This window comes from Gilliamella sp. X-60 (genome assembly GCF_057063585.1).
On sequence record NZ_JBXSQJ010000011.1, the window covers coordinates 1 to 17,863 of the forward strand.

Sequence of the window (17,863 nt, forward strand, 5' to 3'; positions counted from 1 at the left end):
TTAACGATTTATAATACCGAAAGACCGCATGAGGCGTTAAATAACATGACACCGATTGAGTATAAAACACTAAAACAAGCAGCATGATTTTCTACGTGAGTTGTGTACTAGGTTTGGGGTATTTACAGCACCACTTTAGCTATTACTATTTTTATGCACTATTGTAGTAAATAAAGCCTATCTGTAGTATTGCTTATTGTGTCATATCTCATTCAATTTAAAAACACACTATTTACTTACAAAAAATCTGTTGGTCAACTTATTAATTTTATATTGTTTTTTGTTTTTGTGCGGCAGTGGCGGTGATATCGTCAGAAGCGAAAGATACCAGTAAAAACAAACTTGACACAGGCACAATCAGCTTTAGTGATATCAAAAACAAAGCGGATTTTAAAGTTAGCCACGTCTCAGTCAGTGGCGGCACTGGCGGAGCGAGCGCCCCGACGGCGTATCAAAACAGCGAAAAAGAGTCCAGCATAACGCATTCAGCGGTAGAAAATGGGCAACTCATCATCCGTAATAAAGACGACCAAAAACAAGATATCAACGAACTAAGCCGAGATACCGAGCATGCGAATAACTCACTGAAACCGATATTTAACAAACAAAAAGAGCTAGACAAATTAGAATCGGTAGAGCTAGTTAAAGACATCGCTCAACAGGCAAAAGGAGTGGTAAACAAATATGACCGCCTACAGGCGCAAAAAGAGGTAGATAAAAACAAGGAAGCGTTATCGAAAAAAGAAGCGGAGAAAGCCTATAATAAGTTAAGTGCGGAAGAACAAGCACGGATTGATTTTAATAAATATTATGAAGACAATAAAGACTACTGGTATTCAGAGGCGGTAGACAGCCAATTACAAGCCAACCACCCCCCCCAAAAAATCTGGGCACCATGGGGGGAGATGTCAGCAAAGGGATTGACACAGCGACATCAATTATCACAGGCATTATTACCGGTGACATTACAGGAGGCCTTGCGGGGGCCAGTGCGCCATGGATAGCCGAGCAGATAAAACTGCACACAGGGCATATGGATAAAGACGGCAACTGGGTAAGTGATAATGAAACAGCAAGATTAGTATCTCATGCTATACTGGGTGCGGTGGTAGCCGAATTACAAGGCAACTCAGGCTTAGCAGGGGGAGCCGGTGCCGTAGGCGGCGAGCTGGCGGCAAAAGTCATCATTGATAACCTCTATGGTGGAAAAGACATCAAAGACCTTACTGAAGTTGAAAAACAAAACATCAGCGCATTAACCCAATTAGTGATGGGGTTATCAACCGCAGTGAGTGGCGGAGATGCGGGAGACATCAGCACTTCGATAGCTGCGAGTAAGAATGCGTGTAAATACCCCAAACCTAGTACACAACTCACGTAGAAAATCATGCTGCTTGTTTTAGTGTTTTATACTCAATCGGTGTCATGTTATTTAACGCCTCATGCGGTCTTTCGGTATTATAAATCGTTAACCATTCTTCGGTTATTCTCCTTGCTTGTGCTAAGTTGTTAAAAAGATATAAATCGAGTACTTCAGTACGATAGGTACGATTAAATCGTTCAATATAACCATTTTGATAAGGACTACCGGGCTGGATATAATCAATGTTTATACCATGTAACTTTGCCCAGTTTATAAAGGTTTTTCCTGTAAATTCTGGCCCATTATCGACTCGTATTTTTAATGGATACCCATGATATTCGGCCAGTTTATCTAAGTAACGGGTAATTCTCCCTGCCGGTAAGCTTACTGCAATATCAATGCCTAGCGCCTCACGATTAAAGTCATCGATGACATTGAAAGTTCTAAACCGGCGTTGATTGCGGCTACTGTCACTCATAAAATCCATTGACCAACATTCACCTTGTTTATTAGGAACCAATAGCTTTTCTGGTGTTCGTTGGGGGATACGTTTTTTACGTTTAGCCCTAATATTAAGTTTCAACTCACAATACACCCGTTTATGATTCCATTTATAGCCGAGCTTTTTGATACGATTAAAGCATTTAGGAAAGCCCAGCGTAAATGCCGGTCTGTGATAGCATTCAATACCGAAATAATCACCGAATCATCCAGTAACTTAGGTTGATAATAGTAAGCACAATGGCTTAAGCCAACAATGGCACAACTCATCGCAATAGTAACAGAATGATTTTGTTGTAGTTGCTGTGCCCACGTTTTACGTGCCTTTGTGGGCACTAAAGCTTTTTTATGATTTCTTCCTGAAGCTGGGATTTTAAGCTCAGTTCGGCAAACATCTGTTTAAGCTTACGGTTTTCAGCCTCCAGCTCCTTTAAGCGTTTGATGTCCGAAGTTTCCATGCCGCCGTATTTTTCCCGCCATTTATAGAAAGTTGAATTACCCATGCCATATTTACGGCAGAGCTCCTTGACAGGAATACCCGCTTCAGCTTCTTTTAAAATAGCTACGATTTGATGTTCAGTCATTTTTTTCATAATTAAATCCCCTTTACTTTTATCATAGAGAATTTTCTACTTTTTTGCTGTACTATTTTAGGGGATAGTTACAATATTTTGTAACACTTTTTCAAAAAACAATTTCATTATTTCCCATTTATCTCATCATTCTGTTATTATTTATCATGTTCTATTTCAACAGAATCCTAATGGGTGGCTTGGGTACAGCGATAGCTGTCGAGGGTGGTGATATCTAAGATGTGAATATAGGGGGGCTGCAGATAAAAATTCAGTTGAGAATAATTTATTAAGTAATTAGGTTTTCTCTCAAATTTAATATTCACCCCCCCAAAATTGTTTGGAAAAATGTTGTTTTTTAATTATGCCAAGGCTCTTTAAAATAGATTTATTGATCGAATGTCTAATCTATATAGTATTTTGTTTTTTCAAACCTACTAATGAATTGTTTTCTGAACCATAATGCTATCATTCTTTTTTTCTTATCTTTTTTAAATAGCTTTTTTCTATATTCAGAGCGTTGTTCGATGAGTGGTGCTCTATCAGTATGTATTGATGAATTTAATAGATTTTTATCATTAGTTGTTATAAGACTGGGTAATGTTGCATATATTTTGATACCGGTACATAATTTCATTATTCTAAACATATCAGCTTCATAACGAATAGGAAATAAAAATTTAATTAACTTTTTTGCGGTATCATGAGTGATGATATATCCATTAGCTCTAACTGCTCTTGTTACTTCAAAAACCTCAAAACTATCTAAGTTAAATTTTTTGTTAACAAGGTAGTGAAAATCGGAAACTAATGAAAAAATACCTTTTTTAGTATTTTTAGCTTTAAAGCTATTTAAAAAATCAGGTAATTTTCTATCTAATACGGCATCATCTTCGAGAATTAAGGCATAAGGTAAATTGTTTTGAATAATTTTTTTGTATATATTTAAGTGACTGAGTGCACAGCCTATTTCACCCTTTGTTAAAAGGTTATTTGGATAATCGTAGACTGTATTTTGAATAAATGAATCAGATAAAGTATTGCCATCAATAGCATTGTAAATTTCAAAGTCTAGTTTTAATTTCTCGCATTCTTTTTTGATGTGTTCTCTTTTTTTCGATTCTTTTTCTAAATTTATTATAAAAATTTTCATTTTGTTTACCTTTTTTATAATGATCTCTAAATTGTAACATACTGATAAAAACTTATTAACAAATGATCTACAAAAGCAGATAACTTAAGTATATACTCTTTATCAATTTAGTTCGATTTATCATAGCGTATATTGGTTGTGAGTAATTCAATGACTAGTATTAATTTTCATCAATATTTTTAAGGATCATTTTGTATGATTATAGGTAATGTTAATCATTTAAGGTTAGTTCCTTATTTACCTTCCAAAATAAAACAATCTATTGAATATATTAAAGACAACGTTAATATTAATACACCTATAGGGCGCTATGATATTGATGGGGATAAGATGTTCTTTATGGTGTCTGATAGTCGAACGCGTCATATTTGTGATGCTAAGCCGGAATATCATGAAAAATATATCGATGTTCAGATTGTTTTGGAAGGGCAAGAGGGGATGGCTGTGAACATGTTACCGCCCTATACCAAAGTGTTAGACGATAAATTAGCAGAAAATGATATTGCTTTTATTGAAACGCCAAAAGAAGAAACCATGTTAGCTTTACAGCCCGATGATTTTATCGTTTTTTTCCCAAATGAAGTACATAAACCCCTTTGTGCAATTGATAGTAAGATTGCAACTGTCCGAAAAGTTGTGATAAAAATCGCATTGGATTATTTATAATCTGATTAAGGATAATAGTTATAATATGATAACTAAAATAGCGGTTATTGGTGAATGCATGATTGAACTGGCGATCAAACAAAATTCGACTGAGCGTAGTTTTGGCGGCGATACACTTAACACCGCTATTTATTTGTCACGTTTACTTAAAGATAATGATTTTGCAATTCATTATGTAACGGGAATTGGCACTGATCCTTTTAGTCAAGAGATGTTAGATAATTGGCAAAAAGAAAATATTCAAACTGATTTAGTGCAAAGAATGTCAGATAAGATGCCTGGTCTTTATTCTATTGTGACCGATGAGCAGGGTGAGCGTTCTTTTTATTATTGGCGTAATGACGCTGCAGCTAAATTTTGGTTGCAAACAGCCGAAACAAATAAGATAACGCAGCAAATTGCTCAGTATGATTATGTGTATTTGAGTGGTATTAGTATCGCTATTTTAGATGCTGAAAGCATCCTTAAATTATTAGAACTTTTAAAATGTGTTAAGGCCAATGGTGGTAAAGTTATTTTTGATAATAACTTTCGTCCACGTTTATGGCGTAGCCTTGATTTGGCTCGTAGTGTTTATGCCGATATTCTTAGCTTTACTGATATTGCATTTTTGACGCTAGATGACGAAGATTTGTTATGGGGCAAATTGCCTTATGAGCAAGTTATTGAACGTACAAAAAAATTTGGCGTAACTGAAATTGTTATTAAACGAGGCAGTGATAGCTGTATTATTGATTCAGCTGAAGGTCGTTTTGACGTTCCGGCTAATAAAATAGCTAAAGACAAAGTGATTGATACTACCGCTGCAGGAGATTCTTTCAGTGCTGGCTATCTTGGTGCGCGTTTACATGGAAGCAGTCCATCACAATCAGCATTACAGGGTCACTTGGTGGCTGGTACGGTTATACAATATCGCGGTGCAATTATCCCTGTCGAAGCCACGCCGAAATTAATAGAATTAAGTCAATAAATTAAGTTTATTCAGCGAAAAACGGTTAGTCATGGCCGTTTTTTGTTCTAGTTTTAGAAACTAATATTTTCAGTTTATATTCTTGTCAAAAAGTTTCAGAAAAGACCATGTTTTAATATAAAATTGGTCAAGTAATAGATTCATTTATATAGTTGTATATTTCATCAAATGTTACTGGTATAATATACAGTTGATTTTCTATTCATTTAGTTTAAAAACACACATAAGAAGAGATCTATGTCAATCAAAGATATCGATATTCGTGGCGCTCGCACGCACAATCTAAAAAACATTAATGTAACCATTCCAAGAGATAAGTTAGTTGTTATCACCGGTCTTTCGGGATCAGGTAAATCTTCGTTAGCATTTGATACTCTCTATGCTGAAGGGCAACGACGTTATGTTGAATCGTTGTCGGCGTATGCTCGTCAGTTTTTATCATTGATGGAAAAACCTGATGTCGATCATATTGAAGGTTTATCGCCAGCTATTTCGATTGAGCAAAAATCGACTTCACATAATCCTCGCTCGACAGTTGGAACTATCACTGAAATTTATGATTACTTACGTTTGCTTTTTGCCCGAATTGGTGAACCTCGTTGCCCTAATCATCATTTACCATTAGCAGCACAAACGGTGTCACAAATGGTCGATAGTATTATGGGATTACCTACTGAAAATCGTTATATGCTGCTAGCACCTGTGGTCACCGAACGTAAAGGTGAATTTGTTAAATTATTTGAGCAACTAGCAGCTAGTGGTTATATTCGGGTAAGAGTAGATGGTGATGTCTATGATCTTTCTGATCCACCCATGCTTGAACTGCAAAAAAAACATACCATTGAGGTTGTTGTTGACCGTTTCCGTATTCGTGATGATTTAAAGCTTCGTTTGGCCGAGTCGATTGAAACCGTGCTTTCGATCACTAATGGTATTGTTAAAGTGGCAAATTTGGATGATCCTCAAGCTGAAGAATATCTGTTTTCGGCTAATTTTGCCTGCCCAATTTGTGGTTATAGTATTTCAGAGCTAGAGCCTCGATTATTTTCGTTCAATAACCCAGCAGGCGCATGCCCTGAGTGTGATGGTTTGGGCGTGCAACAATATTTTGATCAAAAGCGTATCGTGCAAATGCCAGAAGTTTCGTTAGCTGCTGGTGCGATTAAAGGTTGGGATCGTCGTAACTTTTACTATTTCCAGATGCTAAAATCATTAGCGGAACATTATAAATTTGATATTGATAAACCCTATGAAAAATTACCTGAAAAGGTAAAAGATATTTTATTAAATGGTTCAGGTAATACCGAGATCCAATTTATCTACACCAATGATCGTGGTGATGTGGTTAAACGTAAACATCCGTTTGAAGGCATCATCAATAACTTAGCTCGTCGGTATAAAGAAACTGAATCACAAACTATTCGTGAAGATTTAGCCAAATATATTAGCCATCGACCTTGCCCTTGTTGTGGCGGTTCAAGGTTGTGTACAGCAGCAAGAAATGTATTTATTAATGATACTAATCTACCGGCCATTAGTGATTTAAGCACTCAAAAAGCGAAAGATTTTTTCGATCAGTTGTCATTAACAGGGCAACGAGCTCAAATTGCCGAAAAAATCTTAAAAGAGATCAACGACCGTTTACAATTTTTGATTAATGTTGGGCTTAACTATTTAACACTTTCACGCTCAGCTGAAACCTTATCAGGAGGAGAAGCGCAACGTATTCGATTAGCTAGCCAAATTGGTGCGGGGCTGGTTGGTGTGATGTATGTATTAGATGAGCCTTCTATCGGATTGCATCAGCGCGATAACACTCGTCTAATTGACACTTTAACGCATTTACGTGATTTAGGTAATACTGTCATTGTGGTTGAACATGATGAAGAAGCAATTATGGCTGCTGATTATGTGATTGATATTGGACCTGGAGCAGGGGTTCATGGTGGTGAAGTTGTTGCGCAAGGTACGCCTAAGCAGATTATGGCATGTAAAAAATCTTTAACAGGCCAATACTTATCTGGTAAAGAAAAGATTGAAATTCCAACTGCGCGCACTAAAGTTGATAAGAAAAAAATATTATCACTTATTGGCGCTACCGGAAATAACCTTAAAGATGTAACATTAAATATTCCGGTTGGATTATTTACTTGTATTACTGGTGTATCAGGTTCAGGTAAATCAACACTAATTAATGATACGTTATATCCTCTTGCACAAAATGAACTCAATGGTGCCGAAAAAACAGAAATAGCGCCATATCAAGCCATTAAAGGGCTTAACCATTTTGATAAGGTCATTGCGATCGACCAAAGTCCAATCGGGCGTACACCGCGTTCTAATCCTGCAACTTATACTGGATTTTTTACTTCTATCCGTGAACTTTATGCTGGTGTACCAGAATCCCGCGCACGAGGCTATAATCCTGGGCGATTTAGTTTTAATGTTAAGGGAGGACGATGTGAAGCTTGCCAAGGTGATGGTTTAATTAAAGTTGAAATGCACTTTTTGCCGGATATTTATGTTCCTTGTGATCAGTGTCATGGCGCTCGTTATAATCGTGAAACCTTAGAGATCAAATATAAAGGTAAGTCTATTAACGAGATTTTGAATTTGACAGTTGAAGAAGGGCGTGAATTTTTTGATGCAGTACCGATGATTGCTCGTAAATTACAAACCCTAATTGATGTAGGTCTTTCTTATATTACCATTGGGCAATCAGCAACAACATTATCAGGTGGTGAGGCACAACGTGTAAAACTTGCAAAAGAATTATCGAAGCGAGATACTGGACGCACTTTATATATATTAGATGAACCAACAACAGGTCTACATTTTGCTGATGTTAAACAATTACTAGCGCAATTGCATTCATTGCGAGATAAAGGCAATACAATTGTTGTGATTGAGCATAATTTGGATGTGGTTAAAACAGCTGATTGGATAGTTGATTTAGGTCCAGAAGGGGGTAATGGTGGGGGAGAGATTATTGCCGAAGGGACACCTGAAGAGGTTGCTAAATCTAAACATTCCTACACTGGAAAATATTTAAAACCGTTGTTGGAAAAATAATAAACTAAGTAGGATTGTATTATTACTACTTAGCGTAGATAGAACGGGCAAGGTATGACGTCTGTTCTATTATACTTTACCAGCAAGTAGAGTCAGATACAGGTTTTAAGGTGCTGATTAGCATTTAGCGTTCGATTATTAAAGGCGGCAAATGAAAGGAGTGATATTGTGGCATTTCAAATGGTATTAATGATCATAATGGCCTATTTTTTGGGATCGCTTTCTGGTGCAATGATTATTAGCCATATCATGCATTTGCCTAATCCTTCAGAACATGGTTCGCACAATCCAGGGGCAACCAATATTTTACGGCTTAATGGTAAATTACCCGCCATTTTTGTTTTAATTTTTGATATGCTAAAAGGTACGATTCCGGTTTATATTTCTTATCGACTTGATATTCCTCCTTTCTTTTTAGGTATTATAGGTATTTTTGCTTGTTTAGGTCATATGTTTCCCTGTTTTTTTCATTTTCGTGGTGGTAAAGGTGTTGCCACTGCGTTAGGTATGATGGTCCCCATAGGATTTGATTTTACAGGTTGCTTTATTTTAACTTGGTTACTTACATTATTTATCACTGGGTATTCTTCTGTTGCAGCAATAGTTGGTTTTCTTATGGCGCCATTTTATGTTTGGCTATTCAAACCTGAGCTTACTTTACCTGTTGCTATGCTTTCTTGTTTGATTATCATTCGTCATAATAGTAATATTATGCGCCTTTTAAAGGGTGAAGAACCGAAAAGTTACTATCATAGCAAGAGTAAACAATAGTCTAAAATTTATATGCAATCAGTATTAATTTAACGATTGTTTCTGAAAACAGTTGTCGCTATGCATTATTTTAACTATTAATTTTCTGTAAGTTTTTTTCAACTTTCATTATTATTAAATTAAACAACTAAAATAATTCTTGTTTGATAGATTATTGAAAAAAGGTATTATTAACTTAAAATTTAAATATGTGAGAATCAAATAATACATGCAAATAAGCCCATTATTAGAATCGCTTATAGAAGCACTGCGTTGTTTACCGGGCGTTGGTCCCAAATCGGCACAACGAATGGCCTTTCATTTATTGCAACGCAATCGACAAGGTGGAATAAAATTAGCTCATGAGCTACATGAAGCGATGATAAATATAGGTCATTGCAAAGAGTGTCGAACTTTTACCGAACAAGAAATCTGTGCTATTTGTGCAAATGTTCGTCGTCAAAATAGTGGGCAGCTTTGCGTTGTCGAAACTCCCGCAGATATAGTTGCCATAGAACAAACTGGACAATATAGTGGTCGTTATTTTGTATTGTTAGGCCATTTATCGCCATTAGACGGTATCGGTCCTAGCGATATTGGTCTTGATTTATTGAAAAACAAGTTAGCGTCAGAATCAATCAACGAAGTTATTTTAGCCACTAATCCCACCGTTGAAGGTGATGCAACCGCCAATTATATTGCGCAAATGTGTGTGCAGTTTAATGTGACAGCAACAAGAATCGCTCATGGTGTTCCAGTTGGTGGTGAACTTGAAATGGTGGATGGCACTACCTTATCGCATTCATTTGTTGGGCGTCAAAAAATTGAATTTTAAATTTATTGAAGTTCTAATACTCAGCTAATTTTTATAACAAAGATTAGAAATAAAAAAGGGGATTATATGAAGTATAAAGCGGTTGCTTTTGATATGGATGGCACGTTACTAGCCAGTAATCGTTTAGTTTTGCCAGAAACTGTCGAGATGATAAAAAAAATCAGTGCTAAAGGTGTGAAAGTCATTTTAGTATCAGGGCGTCACCATTCTGTAATTTATCCTTATTACTATCAACTCAAATTATCAACCCCCGCAATTTGTTGTAATGGATCTTATCTTTATAATTTTGAAAAACAAAATGCTTTTGCTGCTAAACCAATGACTAAAGATCAAGCAAGAATGCTATTAAAACTAGTTAACCAATATGGTATCCATACTTTAGTTTATACTGATCAAATGATGACTTATGAAGTGTTAGATGATCATCTAGAAGGCTTTTTTAAATGGGTCAAAACATTGCCCGATTTTTTACAGCCAGAAATCAAAAAAGTAGCGAGTTTTGAAAACGTGATTGATCAATCTGGTGCTATTTTTAAATTTGCAACCAGTAGCCATAACCTTCCTGCTCTACGACAATTCTCAAATGCGGTAGATGCATTAGATGTGTTCTCGTGTGAATGGTCTTGGTCAAATCGAGCAGATGTTGCGATTAAAGGTAATACTAAAGGAAATGGTTTAACGCATTGGGCTGAGCATGAAAATATTGATTTAAGCGAAATAGTCGCTTTTGGTGATAGTTATAATGATATTAGTATGTTATCTATTGCTGGATTAGGGATTGCTATGGGGAATGCCGATGATGGAGTAAAAGCAAAAGCAAGTTACGCTATTGGCGATAATAATAGCCCAAGTATAGCTGCTGAACTTGAAAGGCTATTTCTCTAATTGATTTTCAATAAAATAGACTATGTTTGAAATTCTCTATCATGATAATGCTTTAATTGCGATTAACAAACCATCGGGTTGGCTTGTGCATCGCAGTTGGTTAGATAAAAAAGAAACAGTTGTTGTTATGCAAACGTTACGAGATCAGATTGGCCAACATGTTTTTCCTGTGCATAGACTAGATAGGCCAACATCTGGTGTGTTGCTGTTTGCCCTTTCTAGTGATGTAGCAAGGCTCGTGTCAGAACAATTTGCCACAAAACAAATTGAGAAAACGTATCATGCTGTTGTGCGTGGTTATCTTGAGGGTGAATCTGCGATCGATTACCCTTTAGTTGAAGAATTAGATAAAATTGCTGACAAATTATCTGATAAAAATAAGCCAGCACAAGATGCAGTCACTTTTTATAAATCTATTAGCAAAATTGAAGTGCCGGTTAAGGTTGGTAAATTTGAAACAGCAAGATATAGTTTTGTTGAATTAAAACCACAAACAGGGCGTAAGCACCAATTGCGTCGTCATATGAAACATATCTTTCATCCTATTTTGGGAGACAGTAAGCATGGCGATCTTCATCAAAACCGTGCTTTTGCCAACTATTTTGGCGTTAAACGCTTGATGTTACATGCGAGTAGGTTAGAGATTTCTCATCCTCTTAACCATAAACCAATCGCTATTGAAGCTAAATTAGATCAAAATTGGCAAGATATCCTTGTAAATTTTAAAAAGTAATGTTTCAAAATAAAGTTGCTTTGCGATTATCTTATTACATAGTATTATTTTACCTCTTTCCTTTGATGCTATCTGTATAATTTAATCGACAGGAAAGAATGTAAAATATTTTATAAATTAAATTTGATAATGGAAATAAAAATGAAATTACTAATGAAATTCTTAAGCGTTTTTTTATTGGCACTTATTGTTACAGCGTGTTCGACTGAAGATACTCCAGAAAAAGTATCTGAAAAATTTATCACAGCAATTTATAAAGGTGATACAGATACCGTTATGAATTTGATCAATTTCCCTAAAAATGATAATCACAAAGATATGGATATGGCAATGTTAGTGAAAAGCAAAATGCAAGAAGCGCTTCAACAAGGGAAAAAATTTGCTGATGAACATGGCGGCCTTGATAAAGTTGAGTCTGCTCCTGCAGAATATACTAATGATGAAAAAACCATGGCTAAAGTAAAAACGACTGTTTTTTTCAAAGATAATACTAAAAAAGATGAAAGTAGCCTATCAGTAATCAAAACTGATAACAAATGGATGATTAATCTTAAATAAAAGATAATATAGCAATGTTATATTAGAAAGGGTAGATACTAATTTATCCTTTCTAGTTAAGAATGAATTTTGATGAACTACTGTCGTTTTTTCTCGATTATTTTTATTATGCTGGCAACGGTTGTTTTTGCTAATGAGTCTATTTATTCTTCAAATTCAACCTCTAAATTGCCTTATTCAGTAAAAGTAGGGGATTGGATTTTTAGAAAAGGTATACAAACCGATAGCCTTATTGTTAAACAATTAGGTGGTGGTGATTTTTCACATATTGGCATGATTATATCGACTAATCCCGAAATTAAAATTATTCATGCGACCACGAGTGATGATGACAAATTTCCTAATCAAGTGATTGTATCGACCTTACCCGAGTTCATAGCTCCTGAATTAGCCGAAAAATATGCTATAGCAAGACCTAATTTTTTATCTGATGTACAACAACAGCAAATTGTTAGTGATCTTTTAACAAAGCAAGGTAAAGCCTTTGTCTTAGCTCCTCGTGAACAGCCACATCTTTATTGTACAACGTTACTTTTTGACTCCATCACTAAATTCTATCCCAATTTCAAAGTTGAATGGAAGTTTACTGACTTTCCATTATTAAGTGGTGTTTATTTATTCCCTAACGCATTTGCAAATTATCCAGATATTACTTGGATCTATAAATATCCAGAAGCACCGTAATAACTTCTTGTCATGAAAGCTATACGAGTTGATCTAGCATGAAATAAAATTTAACCGTATTTAGTGCGATATTTGTTCGTAGACAATGCTGTGTACCTAGGCTATAGTTAGATTTCAATATTATACGAGGTGTCTAGTAATAGGTTATAAAAGCATTTAATTTATTATTAAATATATTTAATAATAAATTGGTTAATAACAATAAAATTAGATTAATAAGATCTCGCTATAGAGTAAAAGACACCCTTATAGCGCCGATAGTTGCACTTTTCATTTATAATGTATTAAGTTTTTAAAACTTGTGTCCAAAGTAAATAGATTTTTAATAATCAAATAAAAAAAGAAGTGACTGCTGTAATTATAATCTATTTGAACTTGACGACTAATAAAGCCAATGCTAATATTTGCAACCTATTCAGATAGACCTGTACGGCGCGTTGGCAGAGTGGCCATGCTGCGGATTGCAAATCCGTCTACCTCGGTTCGACTCCGGGACGCGCCTCCATTTATCACCAATAAAATCAATAAGATAAAATATTGTCATTTTAAAATCATCAATACTTAGAATTAACTTAGAATATACAGTTAGAATAAATCTTCTTTTTTAGGCGGGTTTAACGTAGGTGTTATTTTCACTTTTCGGTCGTATGTATTAACCTGAGCCTCGGTCTTATGACCACTAAATAGCTGTTTATCTTTAGTTGCTCCGTCGTAGTCCGAAATAGCTTTGGCTTTGATATCGTGAAATGTGCAATTGATTTTTCTGCCCAGCTTTTCTTCTGCTTTTCGTTTTGCATCCAACCAATATGAATTAAATGTCTTTTGTATTAGTTTTCCTCCTGATTTATTTTGTAACACGAGAGAGTCGGGGGAGGATGGGGGGAACAGTTTTTTGGCTAAATTAATTGCGTCTGCTAGTCGCTCTGTCCATTGTTTGATTTGCCTTTTCCCTGTTTTACCTTGTTTTATGTAAATACCCTCTTTGAGTATTTGGCTGTGCGTAAGCTTGAATATATCTCCCTCCCGAACTGCGCACAGATAAGATATTTCCATCGCCACTTTTAGTATATCGATCGCTTCATCATAAATGGTGTAATACTCTATGTCTTCAATATATTTATCTCTTGCTTGAATGCTGAATTTTTTAATACCAGCGCAAGGATTCATTTTACAATACCCGCGTTCGTACCCCCAGCCAAACGCTACAGACATATAAGATAATTCATGGTTTGCCTGCACTTTGCTTTGCTCACCCCTGATGTCCATGTAGCGCCTGATATGTTCGGGTCTAATGTTATTAACGTTTATATGTCCAAAAACGGGCAATATTTTTTTAGCTCCTCGTAATTTATCCTCTTGCGATCGTGATGACAGTTTATGAAAAACGGCACTATTTAAGTGCATACTCCACAGCTTACTAAACGTCATTTCCTCTTTTTGTTCAGCAATAACCCCCTCGTACTTCGCCCACAGTTCTACCATGCTCATATTTATCGAGCCTAGTGTGACGGTTTTGTTTTCTCTTGTTTTAAGATAGTATGAATATTTATTTTTTGACACGCGAGGAGGGAGGATGTTGTCTTTTTTGTCTTTACGGTTCCTTGCCATTTAAAGCTCCAAAATCTGGCTCTTGCTGTTGTTTTTGTTCAATGCTTACTTTTTGATTCAATGATGAACGCAAAATTATTGGCTTTCCAAGCAAATTGATATGAAAGCAAAATTTGTTTTCTTTTAACCATTGTATTTGTAAATTTTTTCTTTTTTTTCCTGTTAACATATGTAGTTCATCATCTGTTAATATAATTGATTCCGCCATGCTTACACCTCTCTATCAACCACAATAATTCCTCTTGCTATCCCTTTGATGATTTTTATGTGTCCCTTTTTCTGTAATGATTTAAAAAAACATTCTATTGCGTTAGCGGATTTATAATTAAAAAAGCTAGCCATTTCCGAGCGAGTTGGCGGGTATCCATTAGTTTTAATAAATTCTTTTATAGCATCTAACACGTTTTTTTGCTTTTTTGTTAACTCTGTCATCATTTACTCCTATAATTTCTTCTCATCTCTCATCAACAAATAACACTCAGTAATTTGCTGTATTTATTCACTGTAAACCCTCTTTTTAACTTTACCGTCACCATCACATTCTGGGCACTCAGATTTAAATCCGCTATCGAGTTTTTGCGCTAGATATCCAAGTCCAAATCCGCACACTCCCATCATGTGATCGGTAACCCTACCAGTTCCTTTACACCGCTTGCATTCAACGTATATATAATACTTATTAGTCATTTTTACCTCTTAAATTATCAGCAAATACCAGAATCTCAGCCCTGTATTGTTTTTGCGGCGGAAATTCACCATCAGTAACACCGATGTACGTTTCGTTATCAGCGTTGTTTACAGCTTCCTCAATACCCATTGCTTTGATTTCGTTGATGTGTTTTTGTGATTTTAATTCTGCTATCTCTTTACGTAGTTCATTAATTAAATCAAATTTAGGAGGTTTACCAAGAGGAGGTGTCCATTCTTCTCCGCCATTATCCGTATATCCAAGCCGTGATAGTGTTCGTTGTGCTGACGTCTCAGAATTATTCTTGTGTACTGACAGTCCAGTTTCTGTTAACAAATTACCTAATCTCATTTGTCTCTGTACATCCTTATCGACGTTGGGATGTAAAATTCCGCTATTTATCCCGTCCAGCCATTTTTGTATGGCATCAGTTGTTTTTAGTGGTTTTTTCATTGCTTGCCTCTTAATATTTTTGTTACGTGCATTAACTCGGCTTTAAATTGATCAACAGTTACTGGTATTTCAAAATATGCATCTACAGAATTAGCCCAACGATCGAATGTTTTTTTAACACCGATTTGAACGATGTTTTCCTTTGGTAGAACTCTCACGCGAAATAAATCATTATGACCATTTATCTCATAACAACTATCGCAATAGTATTCTGTATCGTAACCAAGAGCAGTTAATGCATTATTGATCTTTAGAGTTCGCGATTTCATTAGCTTGCCAAATTTTTCATCTTTCATATTTTCACCTTACGATACAAACCTAGACATTACATTGATACTCAACATCACATAACCATCGCGCAAATACTCTGCATCGTTTAAAATATGCGAGACAATAACAGTACATTGATTGCCGGTACGACTACCGTCCTCATCAATTTCATGCAACTTTAGAATATCTCCGACTTGATAATTTCGATCGTTGTAACGAATTTCAGCCTTTTTTATGCCTTTTACAACATCCATAAAATACTTTGATTTAATTTTTAGTTCGTGTGTTGTCATGATTGGATTCACCTTAATATTTTTCGCCAAATTTGGCGTTAATTCATTAAAGGGGTGTTTGTAATTTATACTTTGATTCCCCCGAATTGGTGAATCAAAGATAAAAACGCTCTCTCAATTATTTCATTGCACGCCAAATAATCAGCGCATATATTTAATAATTAATAGAATAAGGTGGTTGTTCAGTGAGTTATTAACAGATTTTGTGTTTAACTTTATAACTTATTGATTAAAAAGGAATATTATCATCAAATGTATCTTGCTGAGCCTGAGCTGGTGTTTGCTCAGATGATTGTTCTGACTGATTACCGCTTTTGTCGAACGTTAACGCTTCAAAATCATCAACTATAAAATAAATGGCTGTTTTGTTGTTGCCGTATTGGTCTTGCCATTTATCTGTTTTATAGCGAGTTGTAACACGAATAAAAGCACCTTTGCCTTTATCTCTTACTTTCTCAGCAATCTTACCGAACGCTCGTAAATTAGCCCAGTCTGTGACGTTTTCATAGCTATCGCCATTCTTCTTATAGCTACCAATTGCCATGCTGAAATTAACGATTAACTTGTTATCAGAAGTGTAACGCTCCTCGATTTTCCCGATTCTGCCCGTGAATAGACACTGATTTAAATTATTTGCCATTTTCTTGCTCCAGTCGTTTTAAATTATCATCAATTTGATGCTGTATTTTTTCAATTCGTTTTTCTAATCTAAAATTTACAGCTTGCGTTGCGTCGTTTAAACTTGAATGCAATAAATAACTCTCCTTATCAATCCTTGTCTTGTCACAATAAACAGATTGTTTTGTTATTTTGGTGATTATTAATTTTTCGGGAGTTAATGCATGTTGATCTGCATACCAAATAACATCCCCAACTTTTATTGTTCCCCACTCTTCATCTGTAATCATAATCACCCCATTTTTTCATAGCTCTTTGTAAAAAGAGCTTTATTAGACTCTATTTCGTTTATTTTTTTACGTAATTTTTCTTGTTTTTCTGACATGAGATTAATTCCGTATTGGTGTGCATCATATGCATTGGTAAACAAACGAGCAGATTGAGATTTGTTATAAGTTTGAGCATACAAATGCTCAGTATGGTCTAACTTTATTTGTGCTTTTGTGATTTTTGATATAGTTTTTTTTATTAACTGAGCACCACAGAAATCATCTACAACATAGACAACATCCCCAATTTTTAGCTTTTTCCATTTTTCATCTGTAATCATAATTTACTCCGTTTTTTTCACTTTAGTGACATCGAAATCATTATGCATAAACTCCAAAAGGGACGCTAAAACAGATTTTTCCAGTTCAGTTGATGTGTCTATTTCATTAAATTTAAAACTGACTTCTTCGTTTTCTTTTTCTTCTATTTTTAAAATAATCATAATTATTCCTTAGGTAGCGGTAGCTCATCTGCATAAATCCAGTGCGTTATCTCATTGTTATCATGCATAGACCATTTACCAACATAATCATCTATCCACTCGTCGAATTCTGCGTGTTCGTCGTACCAGTCATATACTGTTGCCTCACACAATTCTTCACGCCCATTTAAAAAACGAATACGTACGATACACAGCTTTTGAGCAATGCCGTTTTCTTTTTCTGGCGCTTCATCGGGAAATTTGCGCCAATTTAATTTAGTCATTTCTCACCTCTATTAAATATTGATTTAATCCGCATAACTGTATTAATTCATGCGTGTAAACCCACGCTAAAACATGACAGCCATTAACATGTCCCCATTTATCGCTTCTTCTGTAATAATATGAGTTCTGAGTGTTAGTTATAATTTTCCCATCCT

Annotated in this window: 24 protein-coding genes, 1 tRNA gene and 1 pseudogene; 13 read left to right on the forward strand and 13 right to left on the reverse strand. The window is 35.4% G+C overall.

Annotated features, from left to right (window positions below; translation table 11 throughout):
* The first annotated feature begins 6 nt into the window (after positions 1-6).
* The 3 genes from ACYIAM_RS06895 to ACYIAM_RS06905 all read left to right on the forward strand — a co-directional run bounded on the left by ACYIAM_RS06895 (position 7) and on the right by ACYIAM_RS06905 (position 1,381).
* The gene (locus tag ACYIAM_RS06895; protein ID WP_141670356.1) at positions 7-87 is read left to right on the forward strand and encodes an integrase core domain-containing protein; all 81 of its coding nucleotides are present in this window, start codon (positions 7-9) and stop codon (positions 85-87) included.
* Between the two features lie 215 nt (positions 88-302).
* A complete protein-coding gene (locus ACYIAM_RS06900) occupies positions 303-1,004 on the forward strand; it encodes a hypothetical protein (protein WP_483747730.1) in 702 nt (233 codons plus the stop codon).
* A gap of 29 nt (positions 1,005-1,033) precedes the next feature.
* Positions 1,034-1,381: a VENN motif pre-toxin domain-containing protein gene (locus ACYIAM_RS06905; protein ID WP_483747731.1), complete on the forward strand. Its 348-nt coding sequence runs from the start codon at positions 1,034-1,036 to the stop codon at positions 1,379-1,381.
* A 4-nt stretch (positions 1,382-1,385) separates the two neighbouring features.
* On the opposite strand, the pseudogene ACYIAM_RS06910 reads toward ACYIAM_RS06905, so the two are convergent.
* Together ACYIAM_RS06910 and ACYIAM_RS06915 are read right to left on the reverse strand one after the other, a co-directional pair.
* Positions 1,386-2,457: pseudogene (locus ACYIAM_RS06910) on the reverse strand (IS3 family transposase).
* A gap of 382 nt (positions 2,458-2,839) precedes the next feature.
* On the reverse strand, positions 2,840-3,589 hold the full coding sequence (locus ACYIAM_RS06915) for a glycosyltransferase family 25 protein (RefSeq protein ID WP_483747732.1): 750 nt from the start codon (positions 3,587-3,589) through the stop codon (positions 2,840-2,842).
* A gap of 195 nt (positions 3,590-3,784) precedes the next feature.
* On the opposite strand from ACYIAM_RS06915, the gene ACYIAM_RS06920 reads away from it, so the two are divergent.
* The 10 genes from ACYIAM_RS06920 (at position 3,785) to ACYIAM_RS06965 (ending at position 13,247) form a co-directional block, all read left to right on the forward strand.
* Positions 3,785-4,255 (forward strand): NanQ anomerase/TabA/YiaL family protein, encoded by a 471-nt coding sequence (locus tag ACYIAM_RS06920; protein WP_483747733.1) that lies wholly within the window; start codon positions 3,785-3,787, stop codon positions 4,253-4,255.
* A gap of 25 nt (positions 4,256-4,280) precedes the next feature.
* Positions 4,281-5,225 (forward strand): 2-dehydro-3-deoxygluconokinase, encoded by a 945-nt coding sequence (gene kdgK, locus ACYIAM_RS06925; protein ID WP_483747734.1) that lies wholly within the window; start codon positions 4,281-4,283, stop codon positions 5,223-5,225.
* Positions 5,226-5,468: 243 nt separating this feature from the next.
* Positions 5,469-8,297 carry an excinuclease ABC subunit UvrA gene (gene uvrA / locus ACYIAM_RS06930; protein ID WP_483747816.1) on the forward strand — a complete coding sequence of 943 codons (2,829 nt, stop codon included), beginning with the start codon at positions 5,469-5,471 and terminating at the stop codon, positions 8,295-8,297.
* A 180-nt stretch (positions 8,298-8,477) separates the two neighbouring features.
* A complete protein-coding gene (gene plsY, locus ACYIAM_RS06935) occupies positions 8,478-9,068 on the forward strand; it encodes a glycerol-3-phosphate 1-O-acyltransferase PlsY (protein ID WP_483747817.1) in 591 nt (196 codons plus the stop codon).
* Positions 9,069-9,276: 208 nt separating this feature from the next.
* Positions 9,277-9,882 carry a recombination mediator RecR gene (gene recR, locus ACYIAM_RS06940; protein WP_483747735.1) on the forward strand — a complete coding sequence of 202 codons (606 nt, stop codon included), beginning with the start codon at positions 9,277-9,279 and terminating at the stop codon, positions 9,880-9,882.
* A 66-nt stretch (positions 9,883-9,948) separates the two neighbouring features.
* The gene (locus tag ACYIAM_RS06945) at positions 9,949-10,767 is read left to right on the forward strand and encodes a pyridoxal phosphatase (RefSeq protein WP_483747736.1); all 819 of its coding nucleotides are present in this window, start codon (positions 9,949-9,951) and stop codon (positions 10,765-10,767) included.
* Between the two features lie 22 nt (positions 10,768-10,789).
* Positions 10,790-11,500: a tRNA pseudouridine(65) synthase TruC gene (gene truC / locus ACYIAM_RS06950; RefSeq protein WP_483747737.1), complete on the forward strand. Its 711-nt coding sequence runs from the start codon at positions 10,790-10,792 to the stop codon at positions 11,498-11,500.
* A 141-nt stretch (positions 11,501-11,641) separates the two neighbouring features.
* Entirely contained in the window at positions 11,642-12,058 is a 417-nt protein-coding gene (locus ACYIAM_RS06955; protein WP_483747738.1) for a DUF4878 domain-containing protein, read from the forward strand.
* A 72-nt stretch (positions 12,059-12,130) separates the two neighbouring features.
* A complete protein-coding gene (locus ACYIAM_RS06960; protein WP_483747739.1) occupies positions 12,131-12,742 on the forward strand; it encodes a C40 family peptidase in 612 nt (203 codons plus the stop codon).
* A 431-nt stretch (positions 12,743-13,173) separates the two neighbouring features.
* A tRNA-Cys gene (locus tag ACYIAM_RS06965) sits at positions 13,174-13,247 on the forward strand.
* Between the two features lie 80 nt (positions 13,248-13,327).
* On the opposite strand, the gene ACYIAM_RS06970 is transcribed toward ACYIAM_RS06965, so the two are convergent.
* The 11 genes from ACYIAM_RS06970 to ACYIAM_RS07020 form a co-directional block, all read right to left on the reverse strand.
* The gene (locus ACYIAM_RS06970) at positions 13,328-14,350 is read right to left on the reverse strand and encodes a tyrosine-type recombinase/integrase (RefSeq protein ID WP_483747740.1); all 1,023 of its coding nucleotides are present in this window, start codon (positions 14,348-14,350) and stop codon (positions 13,328-13,330) included.
* Positions 14,334-14,558 (reverse strand): DUF4224 domain-containing protein, encoded by a 225-nt coding sequence (locus tag ACYIAM_RS06975; protein WP_160431326.1) that lies wholly within the window; start codon positions 14,556-14,558, stop codon positions 14,334-14,336. The genes ACYIAM_RS06970 and ACYIAM_RS06975 overlap by 17 nt, the downstream gene beginning before the upstream one ends.
* A 2-nt stretch (positions 14,559-14,560) precedes the next feature.
* On the reverse strand, positions 14,561-14,782 hold the full coding sequence (locus ACYIAM_RS06980; protein WP_483747741.1) for a LexA family protein: 222 nt from the start codon (positions 14,780-14,782) through the stop codon (positions 14,561-14,563).
* Positions 14,783-15,029: 247 nt separating this feature from the next.
* A complete protein-coding gene (locus ACYIAM_RS06985; protein WP_483747742.1) occupies positions 15,030-15,491 on the reverse strand; it encodes a hypothetical protein in 462 nt (153 codons plus the stop codon).
* Positions 15,488-15,787: a hypothetical protein gene (locus tag ACYIAM_RS06990; protein WP_483747743.1), complete on the reverse strand. Its 300-nt coding sequence runs from the start codon at positions 15,785-15,787 to the stop codon at positions 15,488-15,490. Before ACYIAM_RS06990 ends, ACYIAM_RS06985 begins: the two co-directional genes overlap by 4 nt.
* Before the next feature lie 9 nt (positions 15,788-15,796).
* A complete protein-coding gene (locus ACYIAM_RS06995) occupies positions 15,797-16,054 on the reverse strand; it encodes a DUF3850 domain-containing protein (protein ID WP_483747744.1) in 258 nt (85 codons plus the stop codon).
* 229 nt (positions 16,055-16,283) lie between these two features.
* A complete protein-coding gene (locus ACYIAM_RS07000) occupies positions 16,284-16,694 on the reverse strand; it encodes a single-stranded DNA-binding protein (protein WP_483747745.1) in 411 nt (136 codons plus the stop codon).
* A complete protein-coding gene (locus ACYIAM_RS07005; protein WP_483747746.1) occupies positions 16,684-16,962 on the reverse strand; it encodes a hypothetical protein in 279 nt (92 codons plus the stop codon). Before ACYIAM_RS07005 ends, ACYIAM_RS07000 begins: the two co-directional genes overlap by 11 nt.
* A 2-nt stretch (positions 16,963-16,964) precedes the next feature.
* A complete protein-coding gene (locus ACYIAM_RS07010) occupies positions 16,965-17,282 on the reverse strand; it encodes a hypothetical protein (RefSeq protein WP_483747747.1) in 318 nt (105 codons plus the stop codon).
* Positions 17,283-17,285: 3 nt separating this feature from the next.
* Entirely contained in the window at positions 17,286-17,444 is a 159-nt protein-coding gene (locus ACYIAM_RS07015) for a hypothetical protein (protein ID WP_483747748.1), read from the reverse strand.
* 2 nt (positions 17,445-17,446) lie between these two features.
* Positions 17,447-17,707, reverse strand: a complete 261-nt coding sequence (locus ACYIAM_RS07020) for a hypothetical protein (RefSeq protein WP_483747749.1) — start codon at positions 17,705-17,707, stop codon at positions 17,447-17,449.
* Positions 17,708-17,863: the final 156 nt, after the last annotated feature.

What these genes read in the sequence shown, in the direction of transcription:
- ACYIAM_RS06915 (WP_483747732.1), bottom strand. Translation starts at nt 3,589, where the DNA reads ATGAAAATTTTTATAATAAATTTAGAAAAAGAATCGAAAAAAAGAGAA.
- kdgK (WP_483747734.1), top strand. Translation starts at nt 4,281, where the DNA reads ATGATAACTAAAATAGCGGTTATTGGTGAATGCATGATTGAACTGGCG.
- ACYIAM_RS07020 (WP_483747749.1), bottom strand. Translation starts at nt 17,707, where the DNA reads ATGACTAAATTAAATTGGCGCAAATTTCCCGATGAAGCGCCAGAAAAA.
- ACYIAM_RS06960 (WP_483747739.1), top strand. Translation starts at nt 12,131, where the DNA reads ATGAACTACTGTCGTTTTTTCTCGATTATTTTTATTATGCTGGCAACG.
- truC (WP_483747737.1), top strand. Translation starts at nt 10,790, where the DNA reads ATGTTTGAAATTCTCTATCATGATAATGCTTTAATTGCGATTAACAAA.
- ACYIAM_RS06990 (WP_483747743.1), bottom strand. Translation starts at nt 15,787, where the DNA reads ATGAAAGATGAAAAATTTGGCAAGCTAATGAAATCGCGAACTCTAAAG.
- ACYIAM_RS06995 (WP_483747744.1), bottom strand. Translation starts at nt 16,054, where the DNA reads ATGACAACACACGAACTAAAAATTAAATCAAAGTATTTTATGGATGTT.
- ACYIAM_RS06970 (WP_483747740.1), bottom strand. Translation starts at nt 14,350, where the DNA reads ATGGCAAGGAACCGTAAAGACAAAAAAGACAACATCCTCCCTCCTCGC.
- ACYIAM_RS07000 (WP_483747745.1), bottom strand. Translation starts at nt 16,694, where the DNA reads ATGGCAAATAATTTAAATCAGTGTCTATTCACGGGCAGAATCGGGAAA.
- ACYIAM_RS06945 (WP_483747736.1), top strand. Translation starts at nt 9,949, where the DNA reads ATGAAGTATAAAGCGGTTGCTTTTGATATGGATGGCACGTTACTAGCC.
- ACYIAM_RS06920 (WP_483747733.1), top strand. Translation starts at nt 3,785, where the DNA reads ATGATTATAGGTAATGTTAATCATTTAAGGTTAGTTCCTTATTTACCT.
- recR (WP_483747735.1), top strand. Translation starts at nt 9,277, where the DNA reads ATGCAAATAAGCCCATTATTAGAATCGCTTATAGAAGCACTGCGTTGT.
- ACYIAM_RS07005 (WP_483747746.1), bottom strand. Translation starts at nt 16,962, where the DNA reads ATGATTACAGATGAAGAGTGGGGAACAATAAAAGTTGGGGATGTTATT.
- ACYIAM_RS07015 (WP_483747748.1), bottom strand. Translation starts at nt 17,444, where the DNA reads ATGATTATTTTAAAAATAGAAGAAAAAGAAAACGAAGAAGTCAGTTTT.
- ACYIAM_RS06905 (WP_483747731.1), top strand. Translation starts at nt 1,034, where the DNA reads ATGGATAAAGACGGCAACTGGGTAAGTGATAATGAAACAGCAAGATTA.
- ACYIAM_RS06985 (WP_483747742.1), bottom strand. Translation starts at nt 15,491, where the DNA reads ATGAAAAAACCACTAAAAACAACTGATGCCATACAAAAATGGCTGGAC.
- ACYIAM_RS06980 (WP_483747741.1), bottom strand. Translation starts at nt 14,782, where the DNA reads ATGACAGAGTTAACAAAAAAGCAAAAAAACGTGTTAGATGCTATAAAA.
- ACYIAM_RS06955 (WP_483747738.1), top strand. Translation starts at nt 11,642, where the DNA reads ATGAAATTACTAATGAAATTCTTAAGCGTTTTTTTATTGGCACTTATT.
- plsY (WP_483747817.1), top strand. Translation starts at nt 8,478, where the DNA reads ATGGTATTAATGATCATAATGGCCTATTTTTTGGGATCGCTTTCTGGT.
- ACYIAM_RS06975 (WP_160431326.1), bottom strand. Translation starts at nt 14,558, where the DNA reads ATGGCGGAATCAATTATATTAACAGATGATGAACTACATATGTTAACA.
- ACYIAM_RS07010 (WP_483747747.1), bottom strand. Translation starts at nt 17,282, where the DNA reads ATGATTACAGATGAAAAATGGAAAAAGCTAAAAATTGGGGATGTTGTC.